The 16,904-nt window shown below is 51.2% G+C and carries 14 protein-coding genes; 6 read left to right on the top strand and 8 right to left on the bottom strand.

Annotated elements, in window-relative coordinates; translation table 11 throughout:
- Window positions 1-125: 125 nt before the first annotated feature.
- Entirely contained in the window at window positions 126-1,412 is a 1,287-nt protein-coding gene (ltrA, locus tag ACEN8Q_RS12395; RefSeq protein ID WP_413705278.1) for a group II intron reverse transcriptase/maturase, read from the top strand.
- 494 nt (window positions 1,413-1,906) lie between these two features.
- On the opposite strand, the gene ACEN8Q_RS12390 is transcribed toward ltrA, so the two are convergent.
- The 3 genes from ACEN8Q_RS12390 to ACEN8Q_RS12380 all read right to left on the bottom strand — a co-directional run bounded on the left by ACEN8Q_RS12390 (window position 1,907) and on the right by ACEN8Q_RS12380 (window position 4,178).
- Window positions 1,907-2,149, bottom strand: a complete 243-nt coding sequence (locus tag ACEN8Q_RS12390) for an AbrB/MazE/SpoVT family DNA-binding domain-containing protein (RefSeq protein ID WP_413423974.1) — start codon at window positions 2,147-2,149, stop codon at window positions 1,907-1,909.
- 537 nt (window positions 2,150-2,686) lie between these two features.
- On the bottom strand, window positions 2,687-3,655 hold the full coding sequence (locus ACEN8Q_RS12385) for an endonuclease (protein ID WP_413423972.1): 969 nt from the start codon (window positions 3,653-3,655) through the stop codon (window positions 2,687-2,689).
- Window positions 3,656-3,722: 67 nt separating this feature from the next.
- Window positions 3,723-4,178 carry a VOC family protein gene (locus ACEN8Q_RS12380; RefSeq protein WP_413705277.1) on the bottom strand — a complete coding sequence of 152 codons (456 nt, stop codon included), beginning with the start codon at window positions 4,176-4,178 and terminating at the stop codon, window positions 3,723-3,725.
- 580 nt (window positions 4,179-4,758) lie between these two features.
- Here ACEN8Q_RS12380 and ACEN8Q_RS12375 point away from each other — a divergent pair.
- Window positions 4,759-5,403, top strand: coding sequence for a TetR family transcriptional regulator C-terminal domain-containing protein (locus ACEN8Q_RS12375; RefSeq protein ID WP_413423968.1), 645 nt, complete (start codon window positions 4,759-4,761; stop codon window positions 5,401-5,403).
- Window positions 5,404-5,412: 9 nt separating this feature from the next.
- Here the strand turns inward: ACEN8Q_RS12375 and ACEN8Q_RS12370 are convergent, their stop codons facing one another.
- From ACEN8Q_RS12370 to folD, 5 genes are all read right to left on the bottom strand, one after another.
- Window positions 5,413-6,291, bottom strand: a complete 879-nt coding sequence (locus tag ACEN8Q_RS12370) for a LysR family transcriptional regulator (RefSeq protein WP_413423966.1) — start codon at window positions 6,289-6,291, stop codon at window positions 5,413-5,415.
- A 107-nt stretch (window positions 6,292-6,398) separates the two neighbouring features.
- Complete coding sequence (locus tag ACEN8Q_RS12365; protein WP_413423964.1) at window positions 6,399-7,439, bottom strand: histone deacetylase family protein; 1,041 nt, start codon at window positions 7,437-7,439, stop codon at window positions 6,399-6,401.
- 57 nt (window positions 7,440-7,496) lie between these two features.
- On the bottom strand, window positions 7,497-8,891 hold the full coding sequence (locus ACEN8Q_RS12360; RefSeq protein WP_413705276.1) for an aminotransferase: 1,395 nt from the start codon (window positions 8,889-8,891) through the stop codon (window positions 7,497-7,499).
- 175 nt (window positions 8,892-9,066) lie between these two features.
- Entirely contained in the window at window positions 9,067-10,392 is a 1,326-nt protein-coding gene (locus ACEN8Q_RS12355; RefSeq protein WP_413423960.1) for an NAD(P)/FAD-dependent oxidoreductase, read from the bottom strand.
- Window positions 10,393-10,458: 66 nt separating this feature from the next.
- A complete protein-coding gene (gene folD / locus ACEN8Q_RS12350) occupies window positions 10,459-11,388 on the bottom strand; it encodes a bifunctional methylenetetrahydrofolate dehydrogenase/methenyltetrahydrofolate cyclohydrolase FolD (protein WP_413423958.1) in 930 nt (309 codons plus the stop codon).
- Between the two features lie 409 nt (window positions 11,389-11,797).
- Here folD and ACEN8Q_RS12345 point away from each other — a divergent pair, with 409 nt between their 5' ends.
- From ACEN8Q_RS12345 to ACEN8Q_RS12330, 4 genes are read left to right on the top strand one after another with little or no spacing between them, the layout of a single operon-like run.
- The gene (locus ACEN8Q_RS12345) at window positions 11,798-12,547 is read left to right on the top strand and encodes an electron transfer flavoprotein subunit beta/FixA family protein (protein WP_413423956.1); all 750 of its coding nucleotides are present in this window, start codon (window positions 11,798-11,800) and stop codon (window positions 12,545-12,547) included.
- Entirely contained in the window at window positions 12,547-13,485 is a 939-nt protein-coding gene (locus ACEN8Q_RS12340; protein WP_413423954.1) for an electron transfer flavoprotein subunit alpha/FixB family protein, read from the top strand. Before ACEN8Q_RS12345 ends, ACEN8Q_RS12340 begins: the two co-directional genes overlap by 1 nt.
- A 12-nt stretch (window positions 13,486-13,497) precedes the next feature.
- Window positions 13,498-14,355 (top strand): formyltetrahydrofolate deformylase, encoded by an 858-nt coding sequence (gene purU, locus ACEN8Q_RS12335; RefSeq protein ID WP_413705275.1) that lies wholly within the window; start codon window positions 13,498-13,500, stop codon window positions 14,353-14,355.
- A gap of 23 nt (window positions 14,356-14,378) precedes the next feature.
- On the top strand, window positions 14,379-16,826 hold the full coding sequence (locus tag ACEN8Q_RS12330; RefSeq protein ID WP_413423950.1) for a GcvT family protein: 2,448 nt from the start codon (window positions 14,379-14,381) through the stop codon (window positions 16,824-16,826).
- Window positions 16,827-16,904 lie beyond the last annotated feature (78 nt).

Genomic DNA, 16,904 nt, shown 5'->3' with positions numbered 1-16,904 from the left:
TGGAGGAAAGGGACGTAGCCAAGGGAAACACCGACACGCCCCCCGCGCCCCGGACACTGAGCCGGATCAGTTGCGCGTCGATGGGACTTGAAGGTGTACGTGAAGCAGCCCGAAGGAACAAGGGCATGCAGTTCACGGCATTGCTGCACCACATTACACCGCAGTTATTGGCGCAGAGCTTTTATGCGCTTCGCCGCGATGCGGCGGTGGGGGTGGACGGCATGTCGTGGCGAGAATATGAAGAAGGTCTTCTCCAGCGGGTAACCGATTTGCACGCAAGGCTCCACAGTGGAGCCTATCGGGCAACGCCATCGCGGCGGGTCTACGTTCCCAAAGCCGATGGCAGGCAACGCCCGTTGGGCATTGCCTCTCTGGAGGACAAGATCGTACAGCAGGCAGTCGTTACAGTTCTGAATGCGATCTATGAAGAGGACTTTCTGGGATTCTCGTACGGGTTTCGGCCGGGACGCAGCCAGCATGATGCGCTGGATGCGTTGACGGTCGCGCTGAAGGGCCAGAAGGTAAACTGGATATTGGATGCGGATATCACGTCGTTCTTTGATGAGATCGACCATGAATGGATGCTGATGTTTCTGGGACACCGGATTGCAGACCGGCGCCTGCTCGGGCTTATCTGCAAATGGCTCCAAGCGGGTGTTATGGAGGATGGCCGTAGGGTGGCTGCGACCAAGGGGACTCCCCAAGGCGCAGTGATCTCGCCATTGTTGGCGAATATCTATCTTCACTACGTGCTGGATCTGTGGGCAAGGCAGTGGCGCCAGCGGCATGCCCGTGGCGATGTGATTGTTGTGCGATACGCGGACGACAGCGTGGTGGGTTTCAGGTCGCAATGGCAGGCTCAGCAGTTTCTGGTGCAGTTGGAGGAACGCTTGGCCAGGTTCGGTTTATCCCTCAACGCCTCGAAGACACGGCTGATTGAGTTTGGTCGTTTTGCTGCGAGAAATTGTAGGAAGCGAGGGTTAGGTAAACCGGAGACGTTTGACTTCCTGGGCTTCACGCACTGTTGCAGTACCAACAGAAGCGGTGGTTTTCAAATACTGCGACTGACGGTCAAGAAGCGAATGCGTGCGACGCTGCTGGCTATTCGGAATGAGCTGAAGCGCCGACGTCATGAGCCCATCCGGGCTCATGGGCAATGGCTTACTCGGGTGGTCAGGGGCTACTTCAATTACCACGCGGTGCCGGGAAACCTGATACGCCTTGGTGGTTTTCGTTCAGCGGTCTGCCGTCTATGGCGGCAAGCCCTCAAACGTCGCAGCCAGCGTCATCGGCTTCAATGGTCACGCTACGGACGCCTTGCCGACCTCTACATACCTAGACCTAGAAATGCACATCCTTACCCTGAGGATCGCTTCGCGTCACATACCCGAGGCAGGAGCCGTATGCGGTAGTTCCGCACGTACGGATCTGTGCGGGGGGCGGCAGGTAACTGCCGTCCCTACCGCGACCGTCCTGGCCACGTTCGTCGAGCCATTAAAGGATGGAGGCGCAAATAGAAGCCCTGGAGCCGCGAACCTCCGGGGCTTCATTTTTTCAACAGATTTTTGGGCTATCGACTCGTTGCTTTGCCATTGCTTTTGTCCATATCTACTACCTTCAAGAGCTTTAAGAAGTTGAATATGGCGGAGGAGCGCAGTCAGACTCACACGCATGGCAGGAGAAATCGCTTCTTCGCGACGTATGTCGCGGCTAGATTTTTGCTTTGAACCACCCTAAAACCAGATCGGATTGTCGATATTGCTGGCCTAACGCGAAGGACTACATTGAGGCGTTCAGTAAACCGTCGGGAATGGTTTGAGAAGTGACTGAGGCTCGTGACTTAAAGGACAGGAATAAGGGCACATTGGTCTGATACAGGGTAGTGCTGAACCTTTTGCCTGACTGCTCATTTCTCCTCGGCGTTACCAGGCTGCCCGCTATCCCAGGCTTCAGTGAGCTCGTCTATTCGATCCGCGATTTGAGGCTTTTTTGATAGGACTAGGCACCGCGTGTTGCCGACAAATTCCTCTATCAAATACAGCGAGTCGCCAACATCAAGCTCGAGCTCCTGCAATGCTTCATCGGGAATTCGAATCGCACCGTCACCATCCCATTCTTCGATCATGATTTTCACAGGTGGCTTTATCACGTGTGGTCTCCGTTACGTTCAGTCGGCAAGCCGTTCCCGCCTGTAAATTCTCAGCAGCACTTTTTACAGGCCTGGGTAATCATCAAGTCTAAGGCTAGGAGCGGATCCATCCTCAGACTCGCACTTAGGCGTGTGTATTACTCCAGCTTCAGCGTCCGCACGCATCTGCTCGAGCTCTTTATGAAATGCTTTGTCCTGTACCGTGGGTTTGCTGGTGTATGGTTTACGCTCTGGTACAGGCTTGGCTGCATAAGTCGTTAACGCGTCTGGGTCGTGCTGCAGCTTTTCTTGTACTTGCGATTCGAGCATCGCACGGAGGGCGTCTTTATCGGGACGGCTAAGCATTTTTGTACTCCTAATTGGCAGCCAGCGATTAGCTCATCGGATGATGAAAGATGGCGCGTCCAAGCCTTAGCTGCAATCGCCTGCGGTGAATGGCTTTATCAAGTATGAAAATCGCAAAAAAAGGACGCATGTCTCAGTCTAATTTTGGGGGCCGGCCTCGGTTTAGCAAGGCCGACTTTCAACAAGCAGCAACTATTTGCAGTTGCCGGCCTTTCGATATCCCGCTGCCTGGGCCTCAGATTCTGACGTGAAGGAGATCTGATTTTTTTCGGACACCTGGCCATAACTAGGGCACCCCACTGAGAGGTGATACACCTGGCTCTTCCGATTACCGATGATCACACCTGTACCGGTCGCGCTCGCCAGGGTTTGCTGGGCTGCTACTCGCGGAGGATTGACGGGAAGGGCACTAACTACCCCATCACCAACTGCCTTGTAGCCTTGCGACCAGCGACGCTCGCCAGTTACAAACGGATTGGAGTGCCCCATGATTGCCGCGATACGGCGATCCCGTTCTTTTTCCCAAGCCGAAACCGGGTACTGCTTGTCCCAGGCCATCAGGAGCTGTTGCTGCTGACGTGACATGCTCAGTTTGTATCTGTCGAACATGTAAAAGGTTGTCCTCGCGACCAGCCCTTTGACTTCGTCACGCGGTTCCGCAGCACGTTGCTCAAAATCAACCCGCGTCTTGCACTGTCCGTACTGCGGCGCAATCCCGGAGGTCATGCCGTAGTTGAAATTACTACGGTCGCCATTCACCTCCCCAACAGATGGGTAGAGGTTGAACAGATCAGCTTCCATGGCTCGGAAAACGGGATCATCATCCACACAATGCTCTCGACCACCGTTCTGCCAGCATTGGCGCTGGTTACCGAATGTCCACGCAGGAACGATGTGTTCCCATTCAGTCCGTTCCGCTCGGCTCTGTTGTTTCCTGGTTTGATAGCCGCAAGATTCAGCATCAATCCGACCACCCGACTTACCTACCCATGTCCATTTGCAGCCGCAATACAGCTCGCCCATGGCACTGTTCGCCTGGTCAAGGTAGATCTTTTGCTTGGCGATGACCTTGGCTTCGGAAAAGGTCGATGGAGGGCTTGAGAAGGCGGGGGGGATTACTGAGAAGGTCAGCAGCGCTATTACGGAAAGCAGTTTTTTCATTGGAAAGCATTAGCCAATTAAGGGCGCGCATTGTACTCATGACGCCCATGCCCACTGCAGATTTTTCTCAGGAAAACGCAGCCTCGATAAATGCCTCTAGCGCTTTATCTTCCAGTATCTCAATAGAGAAGTGACCGAAGCGTTTGGGCAACCAAATGATGCGTGCCCCAGACGGGGATCGCAGGTTCGCACGAGCCAATGGCTTTCCATTTTCGTCTTCTGGCTGAACACCTGCAGCCATCAATTCGTCATAAGCTTTCTCGATGTCCGGCGTCGAGTAGCAGTGGCGGTAAATAATCCCTTCACCCGACGTATCCAATAGCTCTTTCAGGGTCCCCGCCAACGGCTGTACCAACATGAAGCGCTCTTGGCCCATCAGCGCAATCGCGTAGCGCACATGCAGACCGCCTCGTTCCCAGACGAGCGTTTTGGAGATACTGGCGTTGAGTATTTGCGCGTAGTAGGCACAGGCTTCGTCGAGATTCTTGACCAGTACATCTACGTGACTGAATTTCAGATCCATTTGCAGTCCTCCTGTTGAAACGGCGTCCATGGTAAACACGTCGCTGATCGAACACGTTTATCCAAAGTCGTAGTGAAATATCAAAACGACGCTGGTAATGTCCTGATCACGTTCGTCAAACCATTAAGGGATGGAGGCGAAAATAGAGGCCTTGGAGCCGCGAACCTCCGGGGCCTCGCTTCTAACCGAAATGCTCGCGTTTACGTTTGAAGCGTTCGGGCTGGCCGTGCGAATGGGCTGCTTTCAGGTCACGCCAGAAGGTCGACTAGGCGAATCACGCAAGCGAATCGCCGTCGCCTCATTTCTCCTAGGCATTGCCATATTGTCCGCTATCCGATGCTTCAGTGAGCGCGTCAATTCGATCCGCAATTTGAGGATTTTTGAGATAGGACTAGGCAGGGTGTGTTGCTGACAAGCTCGTATATCAAAAGTCACGAGTCACCAACATCTAGCTCCAACTCCTGCAATTCCTAATCGGGGACGTGTTGGGCGTATGCTTGCTAAATAGCAGTGGTAGGGCGCATTAAGTTAAACTTGAGGGGTGCCGATTCTTCATGAGCCGTCTAATGAGGGTAGTTAATTGAACAGTAAAGCTTCTTATGGAGAGTTGAAGTCAAAGCCGACATTGCGTGAGGATAAGGTGCTTCAACGCCAGTCCAGCATTCTTCGAGCGGTATTGGATGTAATTTCACAACAAGGGCTCACGGGGATCACAATGGGGGCGATTGCTAAGGCTGCTGGGTGCAGTTTTGGTGTGGTCGCGTTTCATTTCAAATCCAAAGAAGGTGTGATACTTGCGGCCCTTGATTACTTGGCCGAAGAGTATGATCAGCAACGGCGGCAGGTAATTTCTCCCACTGCAACACCTTTGGAAAATCTAAATGCTTTAATTGAAAACGACTTTGATACGCATGTCTGCACGCCCAGAAGCGCGGCACTTTGGTTGGCATTTTGGGCTGAATCAGTGAGAGTGGAAAGCTATAGAAAAAAATGCGCGGATATCAAGGCGCGGTATATTGAGCTGGACGGGGAGCTGATTTCAGCGCTCGCAAAGCAGCGATCGCTAAATCTGGATAGTACCTTTGTTGCCCACTCGTTGAATGCCCTGATCCATGGCCTTTGGACGTCGAACCTTGTGTTGAGAAATACAGGAGTCGAATGGCAGAAACTATCGAAAAACTCCTGCCGTGATTTACTAAGATCTTATTTTCCGGACGACTTCTAGTAACAATCTTTATCGTAGTTCCATTTCGAGCCAGCTGCAAAAAGCTTGAGCAGCAGCTGAAAGAGGTTTGTTGAATGGCTTGAGAAGGAAGAACCGTGCATGGCTGTCAATTGATAGGGGAGTTGGTGAGCCGAGCTGCCCTCGAAGTGTAGACATCTCTATCAATTCTTCATTCAACAAACAAATACCCGCACCTTCTATAGCCATACTGACAGCTATCCCGTAACTGTCGACATAATATCTTTGATAGCTTTCTGATTCATTATGCGGATGTGTGGCCAGCCAATCGCTCCAACCACTAGGGGTTCCCAGAACGTCAATTAATGGGAAATCCATAAAGTCAGAACCGCTTTCTTTCAGTCGGGAGGCGATTGCGTTCGAGCAATAAGGCCTTAATATAGAAGAAATTAGTGGGGTGATGTCGTATTGTGGCCAGTTACCAAGTCCATACCGAATATCCAGTTCTGCTTTTGACGGTGGGGCGTCTGCTTCCCAGTTTACTCCATAGATACGTAAGGATATTTGTGGGTACAAAGCAGTGAACCTGGACATGCGAGGTGCAAGCCAAAGTTGAGCAAAAGAGTTGTTGACGCTGATCTCAAGAACTCCTTGGGCAACTGAACTAAAGATATTCACTACACCTTGATGAATATGCCACAGTCCCTCGCGAACTACGCTTAAATAAGCGCGGCCGGCTATCGTTAACTGAATAGACCGGGTCTTGCGAACAAAAAGGTCTTTTCCCAGTTTATTTTCGAGCAGCCTAATTTGTTGGCTGACGGCAGACTGACTCATGTTCAACTCATCTGCTGCATCAGAAAAGCTCATATGCCGGCCAACCGCCTCAAACGTACGCAGCCAGTTCAATTGTAGATTTGAGAGCGACATATTGGCGAGTCCAAATTTATCTTACGAGAAACAGCAGCAGAGAAGAACCAACAAAGAAATTCCCTGAGTAATTCAGCCAGTGCATTTCTGCCGCTGGCTGAATGACTTCAGCAGCTTCTGCCCTCAAAACCAAGAAGTACATTCACCGCATTTACCCCTATATCCGACACGGCATACCCCCCTTCCATTATGAAAAGGGTGGGTAGCCCGAGATCAGCTATTCGCTCACCCATCCGTATGAAGTCCGTCGAGCGGAGCTTGAACTGTGAAATGGGATCGCCTTCAAAGGTATCAACGCCCAATGAAATTAAGATTGCGTCAGGGGCGTAAGCAGAGATTTTTTTACATGCGTCTTCCAACGCGGCAGACCATTCTTGCCAAGCGATTCCAAGCTCTAATGGATAGTTGAAATTGAACCCCTCACCGTCGCTTTCGCCACGTTCGTCCTTGTGCCCTACAAAATATGGGTACTCAGCTTGGGGGGTCGCATGTATGGACGCGAATAACACATCTTTACGCTGGTAGAAAATGTCTTGAGTACCGTTACCATGGTGGTAATCAACGTCAAGAATGGCGACACGCTTTGCTCCTTGCTCCAAAAAAGCCTGTGCGGCTAGAGCTGCATTGTTCAAGTAGCAATAGCCCCCCATAAAATTGGTGCCAGCGTGATGACCAGGAGGGCGGCACAATCCAAATGCGGCTCGAGCACCTTGCCGAATATGGTCTTGAGCGGTGAGTGCCACTTGGGCGGATCCGTATACCGCCTTCCATGTCCCTTCGCTAATTGGGGCTTCGTTATCAAAACTGTAGTAGCCCATCTGCCCAACAATGGCATCGGAAATCGGGCCTTGTCGGGACATTTTATGTGTCGGAAAGGTTGATGGGAAAATGTAGCCGGATCGGCCAGCGGCGACCCACCGGCCCCATGCTTCCCGGATGAAGGACACGTAGGCTTCGTCATGAACTTTGTGGATCACATCAAGCCCGAAATCATGTGGCGCCACGATGTCCCCTAGATTCTCCGACATCACTCGGTTTAGTACCATGTCTGCGCGACTCGGCTTCTCAAACCAGGGCTCAACTTTTCCGCGAAACATTTCAGACGGCCCGAAGTGTAGGCGGTGATCTTCACAGAAAACAGTTAGCATTGTAGTAATGCTCCTTTGAGTAACTTCGCGTTCGGTACGCACTGGAACAAAAATAAATTATAGAAGTTCTTCGGCGGCCAGTTTGATCCCTTTCCTCAAAATGCTGATGATGTCGTCGATCTGCTCTCGGGTGATAATCAAAGGTGGCGAGATGACGCACATATTAGCAATCGGACGCACAATTAAACCCAGGTCGAAGCATATGTCGTCGACCCTATTGGCGAATGCTTTATCTGCATCACTTGCAATTACAGAATCCTGCTGAGTCATGCATTCTACGCAACCCACCAGGCCGACTGAGCGAACATCAACAACGCCAGGAAGGTCTGCTAAAGTTCTTAATTGATTTTGGAAATATGGTGCTAACTCACGTGTATGTTCGAGAAGGTTTTCTTTTTCAATTAAGTCCATGTTTGCCAATGCAGCAGCACAGCTCACCGCATGGCCGCTCCAGGTATATCCATTTGTGAAGAAACCGCCCTTTGATGAGTCTCCGGACACTCGCGAGATTAGTTTTTCGGACACAGCCATCCCCCCGAGTGGTACATATCCAGAGGTAACACCTTTGGCGAAAGTGATGATGTCAGGTACGAAGCCAAAAGTTTTTTCTGAAGCAAACCACTCGCCGCATCGCCCAAAGGCTGAAACTACCTCGTCGGAGATATAGATGATGTCGAACTTCTCACAGAGCGCTTTAATACGAGAGTGGTAGCCTTTTGGCGGGATAATAACGCCACCTGATGCAAGGAAAGGCTCTGCAAGAAATGCAGCCACGGTGTCGGCGCCTAACTCCATAATTGTTGTTTCGAATTCAGTCACCAGCTGATCTAAGAAACGTTCTTCGGTCAAGCCGTTTGCCAAACGTATATTCGGGCTCGATATGAAACGAATGCGATCCTGATGGATATCGAAGTTTTGCCAATTACCTTCACGCCCAGAGCATGCAGCTGTCAGGTATGTGCTTCCATGGTAGCCGTCTTTTCGAACAATGATTCGCTTCTTCATTGGACGGCCAAGTACATTGTTGAAGTACTCAGTGAAACGCAATGCTGAGTCTACTGCGGTGGAGCCCCCAGTTGTAAAAAAAAACCGATTGAGGTCGCCTGGGGTGACGCGAGCAATTCTCTCCGCCAAGAGTGCTGCCGGGGAGTTTGTTGTGTACCACGGTGAGTTATAAGACAAACTCATCGCCTGCTTTGCGATCGCGTCAGCCATCTCGCCGCGCGAGTATCCGATTTGGGTGCACCACATCCCTGCCGGGCCATCAATCAGCCTGCGGCCCTCTGGTGTCGTTACATAAATCCCATCACCACTGGCTAGCATCGGGCGAGACGTGCTTCCAAGAGTCGACATGTTCTCAGCGGGCGTCAGCAGATGGCGTTTCGCCTTTTCATCAGTCGCAGTATTCATTTGTGCAGAATTCATCAAAGCCTCCAATTGATAACGACGCATGAGCTCGACTGACCTCCACATGGGCAGATCGGCTCTGCGCCAGAATTGTGGGTGGCAGAGTCTAGATATCAGAAAACTGATTGATCAATCAATCACAATCTGGGCTTTTCGAACGGTGGCTGCGTGTATCGTTGTCATCTCGTCAGTGGATCTCTATTGCGGCGGGTCGTATTACTTATGATGCGATTTTTTTGGTTCTGAGCATTTCCAGCTTGTCAAGCATCTGGTAGTACGTAGAGGTAGCTACGATTCCGACTCGACGGAAGGCATGAAACGCGAATGGGTCTAGCGCAGTAATCGGGCAGGACAGGGTGTCACGGCATGCCCCACTCACAAGCGCTGCCATTTCCCGGCCCAGGAATGTTGCATTGGCCACCCCACGTCCGTTGCAGCCGAGTGCTGCAAAGAGATTTGGCTCTAAAATATGTATATGTGGCATTGAGTCTTTGGTGAGCGCGACTTTGCCACTCCACACGTATTCCATTTCGATGCCTTCGACCTGTGGGAAGGTTTTGGTTAGCGCTCGATAAATGTTCTTCGCGTCATGGAATGTAGGCGCATCCTCAACAGGGCAGCGGCCGCCCATTAATAGACGACCATCTCCATCGAGTCGGAAATAGTGCAACAGGCGCCTGGTATCCGTTATTCCTTGACGACCTGGAAGGATGGAATCTAACTGCTGTACTGATAATGGTTTCGTTGCCAGTTGGAAACTTGTGACTGGTACTACCGTTTTGCTCAGCCCTGGTACCAATGACCCGGTGTAGGCGTTAGTTGCAATGATTACCTTGGCTGCGTTGATTGTGGTCGACGGTGTTTTAATTAGGTACCCGGCACCGCTACGTTCCATAGACAGGGCAGGGCAGTGCTTTATGATGCGCCCACCCATAGCCATAACGGAATTCGCCAAGCCTCGGGCGTAACTCAGAGGTTGCAGAGTTCCACCACGAGGGTCGAACCATCCGCCGACATATTCTCCTTTGGAAGAGCCTACAAGCCCTGCAACCTCATCGCGGTTTAAGAGTCGGCCTTGAATGCCTTCCAAACACCATTCTTGGTGCCTCGGAACTAAGGTATTGATGTAGGATTTGTCAGCGTGAGCGACTTGGATCCAGCCGGTTTTGACTAAGTTGCAATCAATGTTATACCGCTCCACCAACGAGTACAGCAACTCACCACTTGAACCAAACCCCTTAATTATTTTGTCTCCTACTTCTTTACCAAAAGTGGCTCGCAAATCACTGGGTAGCTGCTTCAAACCAGAAATTATCTGTCCGCCATTTCTTCCTGACGCACCCCAACCCGGTTCAGCTGAGTCAATGACCAAGACGTCCTGTTCTCCTTTCTCAAGAAGATGGAGTGCGGTGCTTAGCCCAACGTAGCCAGCACCGATAATCAAGTGGTGGGTTCTGACGCTATTCGGTAATTCTTGGCAGGAATTAAGAGCTGCAGCAGTCGCTGCCCAGAGACTGTTCGGTAGTGCTGCGGTTTCTGCTGACATGTTCTCACCTTCTAAAAATCGATGTATTGGACTAGGAAATGTGGTCGAAACGGCTTCGCTGTGTGACTAGCCGGTAAGGCGTCCGTAGGCATCTCCTTCAATTTCCTCAGCAGCGCTCAAGGTGTTTTTCATCAAGCAAGCGACTGTCATTGGGCCAACACCACCAGGAACGGGGGCTATAGCAGATGCGACCCGCATGACTGATTGTTGATCAACATCTCCCACCAATTTGACGATGCCGTCGACTTCGACTCGATTTATGCCGACATCTATAACAATAGCTCCTGGTTTTATGGCTGCTGCAGAGAGAAAGCCTGGCCTCCCCACGGCTACAATTACTATGTCAGCCTGTCGGCATTCTGCTTCCAAATTCTTTGTGTGAGAGTGCGCAAGAGTCACGGTGCAATTGGCCTGCGTGAGGAGAGCTGCCATAGGTTTTCCAACGATGTTGGATCGCCCCACTACGACAACCTTTGCTCCTTGCAAATCCCCGTAATGATGTTTCAACATGGTCATGCATCCCTGAGGTGTGCAGGGCACGAACCTGGAGTGACCTTGGGCGAGTAAGCCGACATTAATAGGGTGAAATCCATCAACATCTTTTGACGGAGAGAGGGCAGAAACTATTTTTGACTCATCAATGTGGGCAGGAAGCGGCAGTTGCACCAGTATCCCATGCACGAACCGGTCTTCATTCAGTTTCTGGATGAGGGCGAGCACCTCCTCTTCGGACGTTGATTCTTCAAGAAAATGAGGGAAAGACTCTATTCCCGAGTCTTGAGCCTTCTTGATCTTGTTGCGCACATACATTTGGCTTGCAGAATGCGCTCCAACCAGAATTACTGCCAGTCCCGGCGGATAGCCGCGACGGACACGAAATGCAACGGCACGAGCTGCCGTTTCTAACCGCAGACTCTCTGCCATCGCCTTCCCATCGATCAGGCTCGCGTTTGGCAAGTTCTCTTGCTCTGACTCGCAGATTGTAATATTAGCCACTTGGCACCTTTTCACGTAATTGAATAAATCGCATGGGGTACCGACGTGCACGGCAGGGTTTTCACGCGGTATTCGTATTTTGGGAAAATGCTACCTCGCTGACTTGCACGTCGACAAACGATCAATATCGGTGCCATGAATAAGATTGGCTTATAAGAAATTTCTCTTGGTAATCTGCTAAGTCATCTGGTGGCCAGGTTGTATGTTCTTGTGAGCGCATAGACTTAATCTTAGGTATGGGGTTTTTCTTTCAATGTCATAGAGTTAGCGTTGGGGCCTAACAAGTAATTTTTGTGTCTTTGCCAATCGATAAGGCTGACTAATCCATAGGCACTGAATCCATCGTTTGTCACAAGTTTTAACCTTCCCTAGGATCGCCTCCAAAGTATGCGAGGTTTCCGGGGGCTTTATGCAAGTGTTGGTCGCTGTCAAGCGTGTGGTGGATGCGAACATTCAAGTCAGGGTCAAGCCCGACGGTTTGGGCGTCGAACTTAGTAATCTCAAAATGGCGATCAACCCGTTCTGCGAAGTCGCAGTTGAGGCCGCTGTCCGTCTGAAGGAGGCAGGTAAGGCGTCGGAAGTAATTGCTGTCTCAGTCGGCAGTGAGGCGTGTCAGGAGCAGTTGCGCATGGCGCTTGCCATGGGGGTCGACCGTGCAGTGTTGGTTCGGGCGGCGGACGGGCTGGAGCCGCTGACGGTTGCCAAACTTCTACAGGTCATCGTCCAGAAAGAGAACGCTGACTTAATACTGCTTGGAAAGCAATCAATTGATGGTGATAACAACCAGACCGGTCAAATGCTGGCGGCGCTTATGGGGATTTCCCAAGGTGTATCTGCCTCGCATATCGAGGTGGCTGGTGTTGGTTTAAAAGTCACCCGTGAAGTCGATGGTGGAGTGGAAGTTCTTCACCTTAGTCTTCCTGCGGTAATAACCGCTGATTTGCGGTTGAACGAGCCACGTTACGCCTCGCTGCCGAACATCATGAAGGCGAAAAAAAAGCCGTTGGATGTTTTGCCTGTTGAGGGACTTGGGGTTGATTTGACCCCACACCTAAAAGTATTGGCGGTCTCTTCGCCACCGGTGCGCTTGGCAGGTAAGCAAGTGCAATCCGTCCACGAGCTAGTAGATAAACTAAAGAATGAAGCGGGGGTAATCTGATGGCCGTTTTGATTGTTGCAGATCATGACAACCACGTTTTGAAGCCTATTACTCTCAACACGTTAACTGCTGCCGTGGAGTTAGGTGCTCCAGTGGACATCTTGGTCGCAGGCCACTGCTGCGATGAGGTGGTTCAGCAGGTTGCGAAGCTAAATGGTGTATCTCGAGTTCGGGTTGCTGATGATGCGGCATATTCCGCTCAGTTAGCCGAAAACGTAGCGGCTCTAGTAGTGCGGCTTGTAGAGCAAGAGCATTACAGTCACGTCATTTCGGCTGCTAGTGTCTCTGGAAAAAATCTCCTGCCACGCGTAGCTGCTCTCCTAGATGTCGCGCAAATTTCTGACGTGGTGGAAGTTGTTTCTTCAGACACCTTCATACGCCCCATCTACGCCGGTAACGCGTTAGTTAAGGTGCAGAGCCAAGACTCGGTGAAAGTTATCAGTGTGCGTGGTAGTGCCTTCCTGTCGAGCCATCAGGGGGAGGGATGCGCAGTTATTGATGAAATCACAGATTGCCATGATCTTGGCTTATCGCAATTTGTTAGTGCTGAGCTGAGGGACTCAACAGGGGTCGACTTGAGCAGCGCCAGGATTGTGATCTCTGGCGGAAGAGGAATGGGCAGCGGGTCGAATTTCGCACTCATCGAGAAAGTAGCCTGCAAACTCGGTGCAGCAGTTGGGGCGTCTCGGGCCGCTGTGGACGCAGGTTTTGCAGACAATGATATGCAAGTTGGGCAAACCGGAAAAATTGTAGCGCCGGATCTGTACATCGCCGTTGGTATTTCTGGCGCCATTCAGCATCTGGCAGGGATGAAGGATTCGAAGGTAATCGTCGCCATTAATCAGGACGTAGATGCGCCGATCTTTCGTGTAGCGGATTACGCGTTAGTAGATGACCTGTTCGAGGCCTTGCCGGCACTTGAAGCCGCCCTTTCATAGTCATTTGAGCACATGATCATGGATCGTACTTATTGTCTTGCTTTCGACTGCCCCGACAAGGTGGGCATAGTTGCCCGGGTCTCGGGGATATTTGCAGATAATGGTGGCTGGATAGCTGAGGCCTCGCATCACTCCGACGAAGAAAGTCGCCGCTTTTTCAGTCGTATCCTGATTCGCGCAGACAGTGTTCCGTTCGACTATGAAGCCCTCAAACGCAAGATTTTACCGCTTGCTGAGGAACTGCAGATGAATTGGCGCCTAGTCGACAGTCACCGTAGAAAGCGGGTTGTGCTGATGTGCAGCAGGGGATCGCACTGTATGACTGATCTCCTGGATCGCTGGAAAAGTGGTGATCTCCATTGCGATATCGCGTGTGTCATTTCCAATCACGAAGATATGCGTGGATTAGCAGATTGGTTCGACATTCCGTTTCACTATGTCCCTATCGAAAAACATAACAAGGCTGAAGGTTTTGACCGGACTGAGGCGCTCATTGACGAGTATCAGGCTGATTGCATCGTGCTTGCTCGTTATATGCAAATCCTTCCACAAAATCTTTGTGAGAGATACCGCCACAAGGTGATCAACATTCACCATAGTTTCCTGCCCTCATTTATCGGTGCGAAGCCATATCACCAGGCTTCCCGTCGCGGGGTAAAACTCATTGGGGCGACCTGCCATTACGTCACTGAAGACTTAGACGAAGGCCCGATCATTGATCAAGACGTCGTCCGCGTGAGCCACCAGCAAAACGTCGATGATCTTGTGCGCCTAGGTAAGGACGTCGAGAAGACAGTCCTCGCTCGAGGTTTGCGTAGTCATCTGGAAGATCGGGTTCTTGTCTATGGCAACAAAACAGTCGTTTTCTAACCACTACCCATTGGAGTTGAAAAGTGAGTAATTCCGTACCGAGTTCGGCTCGAGTGGTGATTGTAGGCGGCGGAGTAATCGGCTGCAGTGTTGCATATCATCTGACGAAATTAGGCATAAAGGATGTCGTGCTACTTGAGCGCAAAACCCTAACTTGCGGCACTACCTGGCACGCAGCAGGTTTGGTGCCGACGTTACGCGCGACATACAACATGAGCATGCTCGCCAAATATAGCGCTGGCCTGTATGAGTCACTGGAACAGGAGACTGGTCAGGCAACGGGTTTCGTGCGCAATGGTTCGTTGAGCATTGCCACCCATGCTGAGCGTTTGACCGAGCTGAAGCGTGGTGCTTCCATGGCTAAACTCTGCGGTTTTCCTTGTGATGTTGTAAGTCCAGAGCAAGCTCTGGATTTGTGGCCGCTGCTGAATATTGAAGACGTCGTCGGCGGTATTTACCTGCCTATGGACGGCATCGTGAACCCTGTCGACGTATCCCAGGCGCTTGCCAAGGGGGCGCGGATGGGGGGCGCGAAAATTATTGAGAACACGAAGGTTCTTGATATAAAAATAAAAGATGGTAGAGCCGCAGGTGTCGTTACCGAATTTGGCGACATTGATGCCGAGTTTGTGGTGAATTGCGCCGGTATGTGGGCTCGGAATTTCGGAAAGAAGGCAGGCGTTAATATCCCCTTGCATGCTGCCGAACATTATTACGTGGTTACTGAACCGATGGCAGAAGTCACTGGTGTTTTGCCTACGTTGCGTGATCTTGACTCCTGTAACTACTTCAAAACCGACGCCGGCAAACTTCTGATTGGTACCTTTGAACCCAACGCCAAACCTTGGGGCCATGAGGGCATTCCGGATAGCTTCAGCTTCGATGAACTTCCGGCTGATATGGAGCATCTTGAACCTTATCTGGAGAACGCAATTCGGCGCATTCCAGCGCTTGAGAAAACCGGACTTCAGGTGTTTTTCAACGGCCCAGAGAGCTTTACTCAGGACGATCGCTATCATCTCGGCGAAGCACCAGAGCTGCGCAATTATTTCGTGGCTGCGGGCTTTAACTCGGTGGGTATACAGTCCGCCGGTGGTGCTGGGAAAGTTCTAGCTGAGTGGATTGTGAAGGGCCATGCTCCCATGGATTTGTGGGACGTAGACATTCGCCGCAGCATGCCATTTCAAGGAGCGCCGAAATATCTCTTTGATCGCACGACTGAAGGTCTAGGGCTGCTGTATGCCATGCACTGGCCATTCCGCCAATTTGAGACTGCGCGAAATGTACGGAAAAGTATTCTCCATGACCGCCTGGTAAAGGAGAACGCTTGCTATGGCGAGGTCTCTGGGTGGGAGAGAGCGAATTTCTTCGCGCCTAAAGGTGTAAAGCCGGAATACCAATATAGCTGGGGTAAGCAGAACTGGTTCGAGTGGTCTGCTGCTGAGCATCGAGCAGTTCGCGAAAATGTAGGTCTTTTTGACCAAAGTTCGTTCGCCAAAATTTTGGTGCAAGGGCGTGATGCGATGCCGATGCTCAATCGTATCTGCAGCAATGACATAAATGTTGAACCAGGAAAGATTGTCTATACCCAGTGGCTGAACGAGAGAGGAGGAATTGAAGCAGACCTTACCGTTACACGTCTCTCTGAAGAATCATTTCTCGTCGTTACTGGCCCCACTACTCAGACTCGTGACTTGAACTGGCTGCGCCGCAATACTCCACATGATGCGGCAGTGGTGGTCACAGATGTGACCTCCTCGATGGCGGTAATTAGTGTGATGGGCCCCAACTCAAGGGCTCTGTTGCAGTCGCTCACCGAAGACGACCTTTCCAACGAGGGCTTCCCGTTTGCAACGTCAAGGGAGATCGAACTGGGTTATGCCCGCATACGTGCATCTCGCATCACCTACGTCGGTGAGCTGGGCTGGGAGTTGTACATCCCTACAGAATTCGCTCCCGATGTATTCGACTGCATTTTTGAGGCGGGTAAAGCGTTTGAATTGAAGTTATGTGGCTACCACGCGCTCAATTCCCTGCGTATGGAAAAGGGTTATCGCCACTTTGGCCACGATGTGATGGAGGAGGATAGCCCCCTGGAGGCTGGGTTGGGATTCGCATCTGACTTCACCAAGGCTGGTGGTTTTATTGGCAAGGAAGCCTTGGAGGCACAGAAGCTCAAAGGCATCACTCGTCGCATGGTGCTTTTTCGTTTCATCGACCCTGATGGAATTAGCTACCACGAGGAGCCCATCTATAGAGATGGTTTAATTGTGGGGCGCACCACTTCTGGCATGTACGGTCATTACGTCGGAAGCAACATTGCAATGGGCTATGTCATCAATCAGTCCGGCGCTACACCTGACTGGATCAAACAAGGTGATTACGAAATCGAGATCGCCTGTAAGCGTTACAAGGTTGAGGCAAGTCTTCGAGCTTTCTATGACCCAGAAATGACGCGCATCAAGTGCTGATTGGATTTTTTTGTGATGCAGCGTAGCAGTGATAGACAGCGACATAGATCGTTGCTTTGAAGTATGTCCAACCGTTTC

The sequence above is a fragment of the Pseudomonas sp. Pseusp16 genome, assembly GCF_047324915.1.
GTDB classification, from domain to species: Bacteria; Pseudomonadota; Gammaproteobacteria; order Pseudomonadales; family Pseudomonadaceae; genus Aquipseudomonas; species Aquipseudomonas fluorescens_CD.
This window is presented reverse-complemented; position numbering and strand designations above follow the sequence as displayed.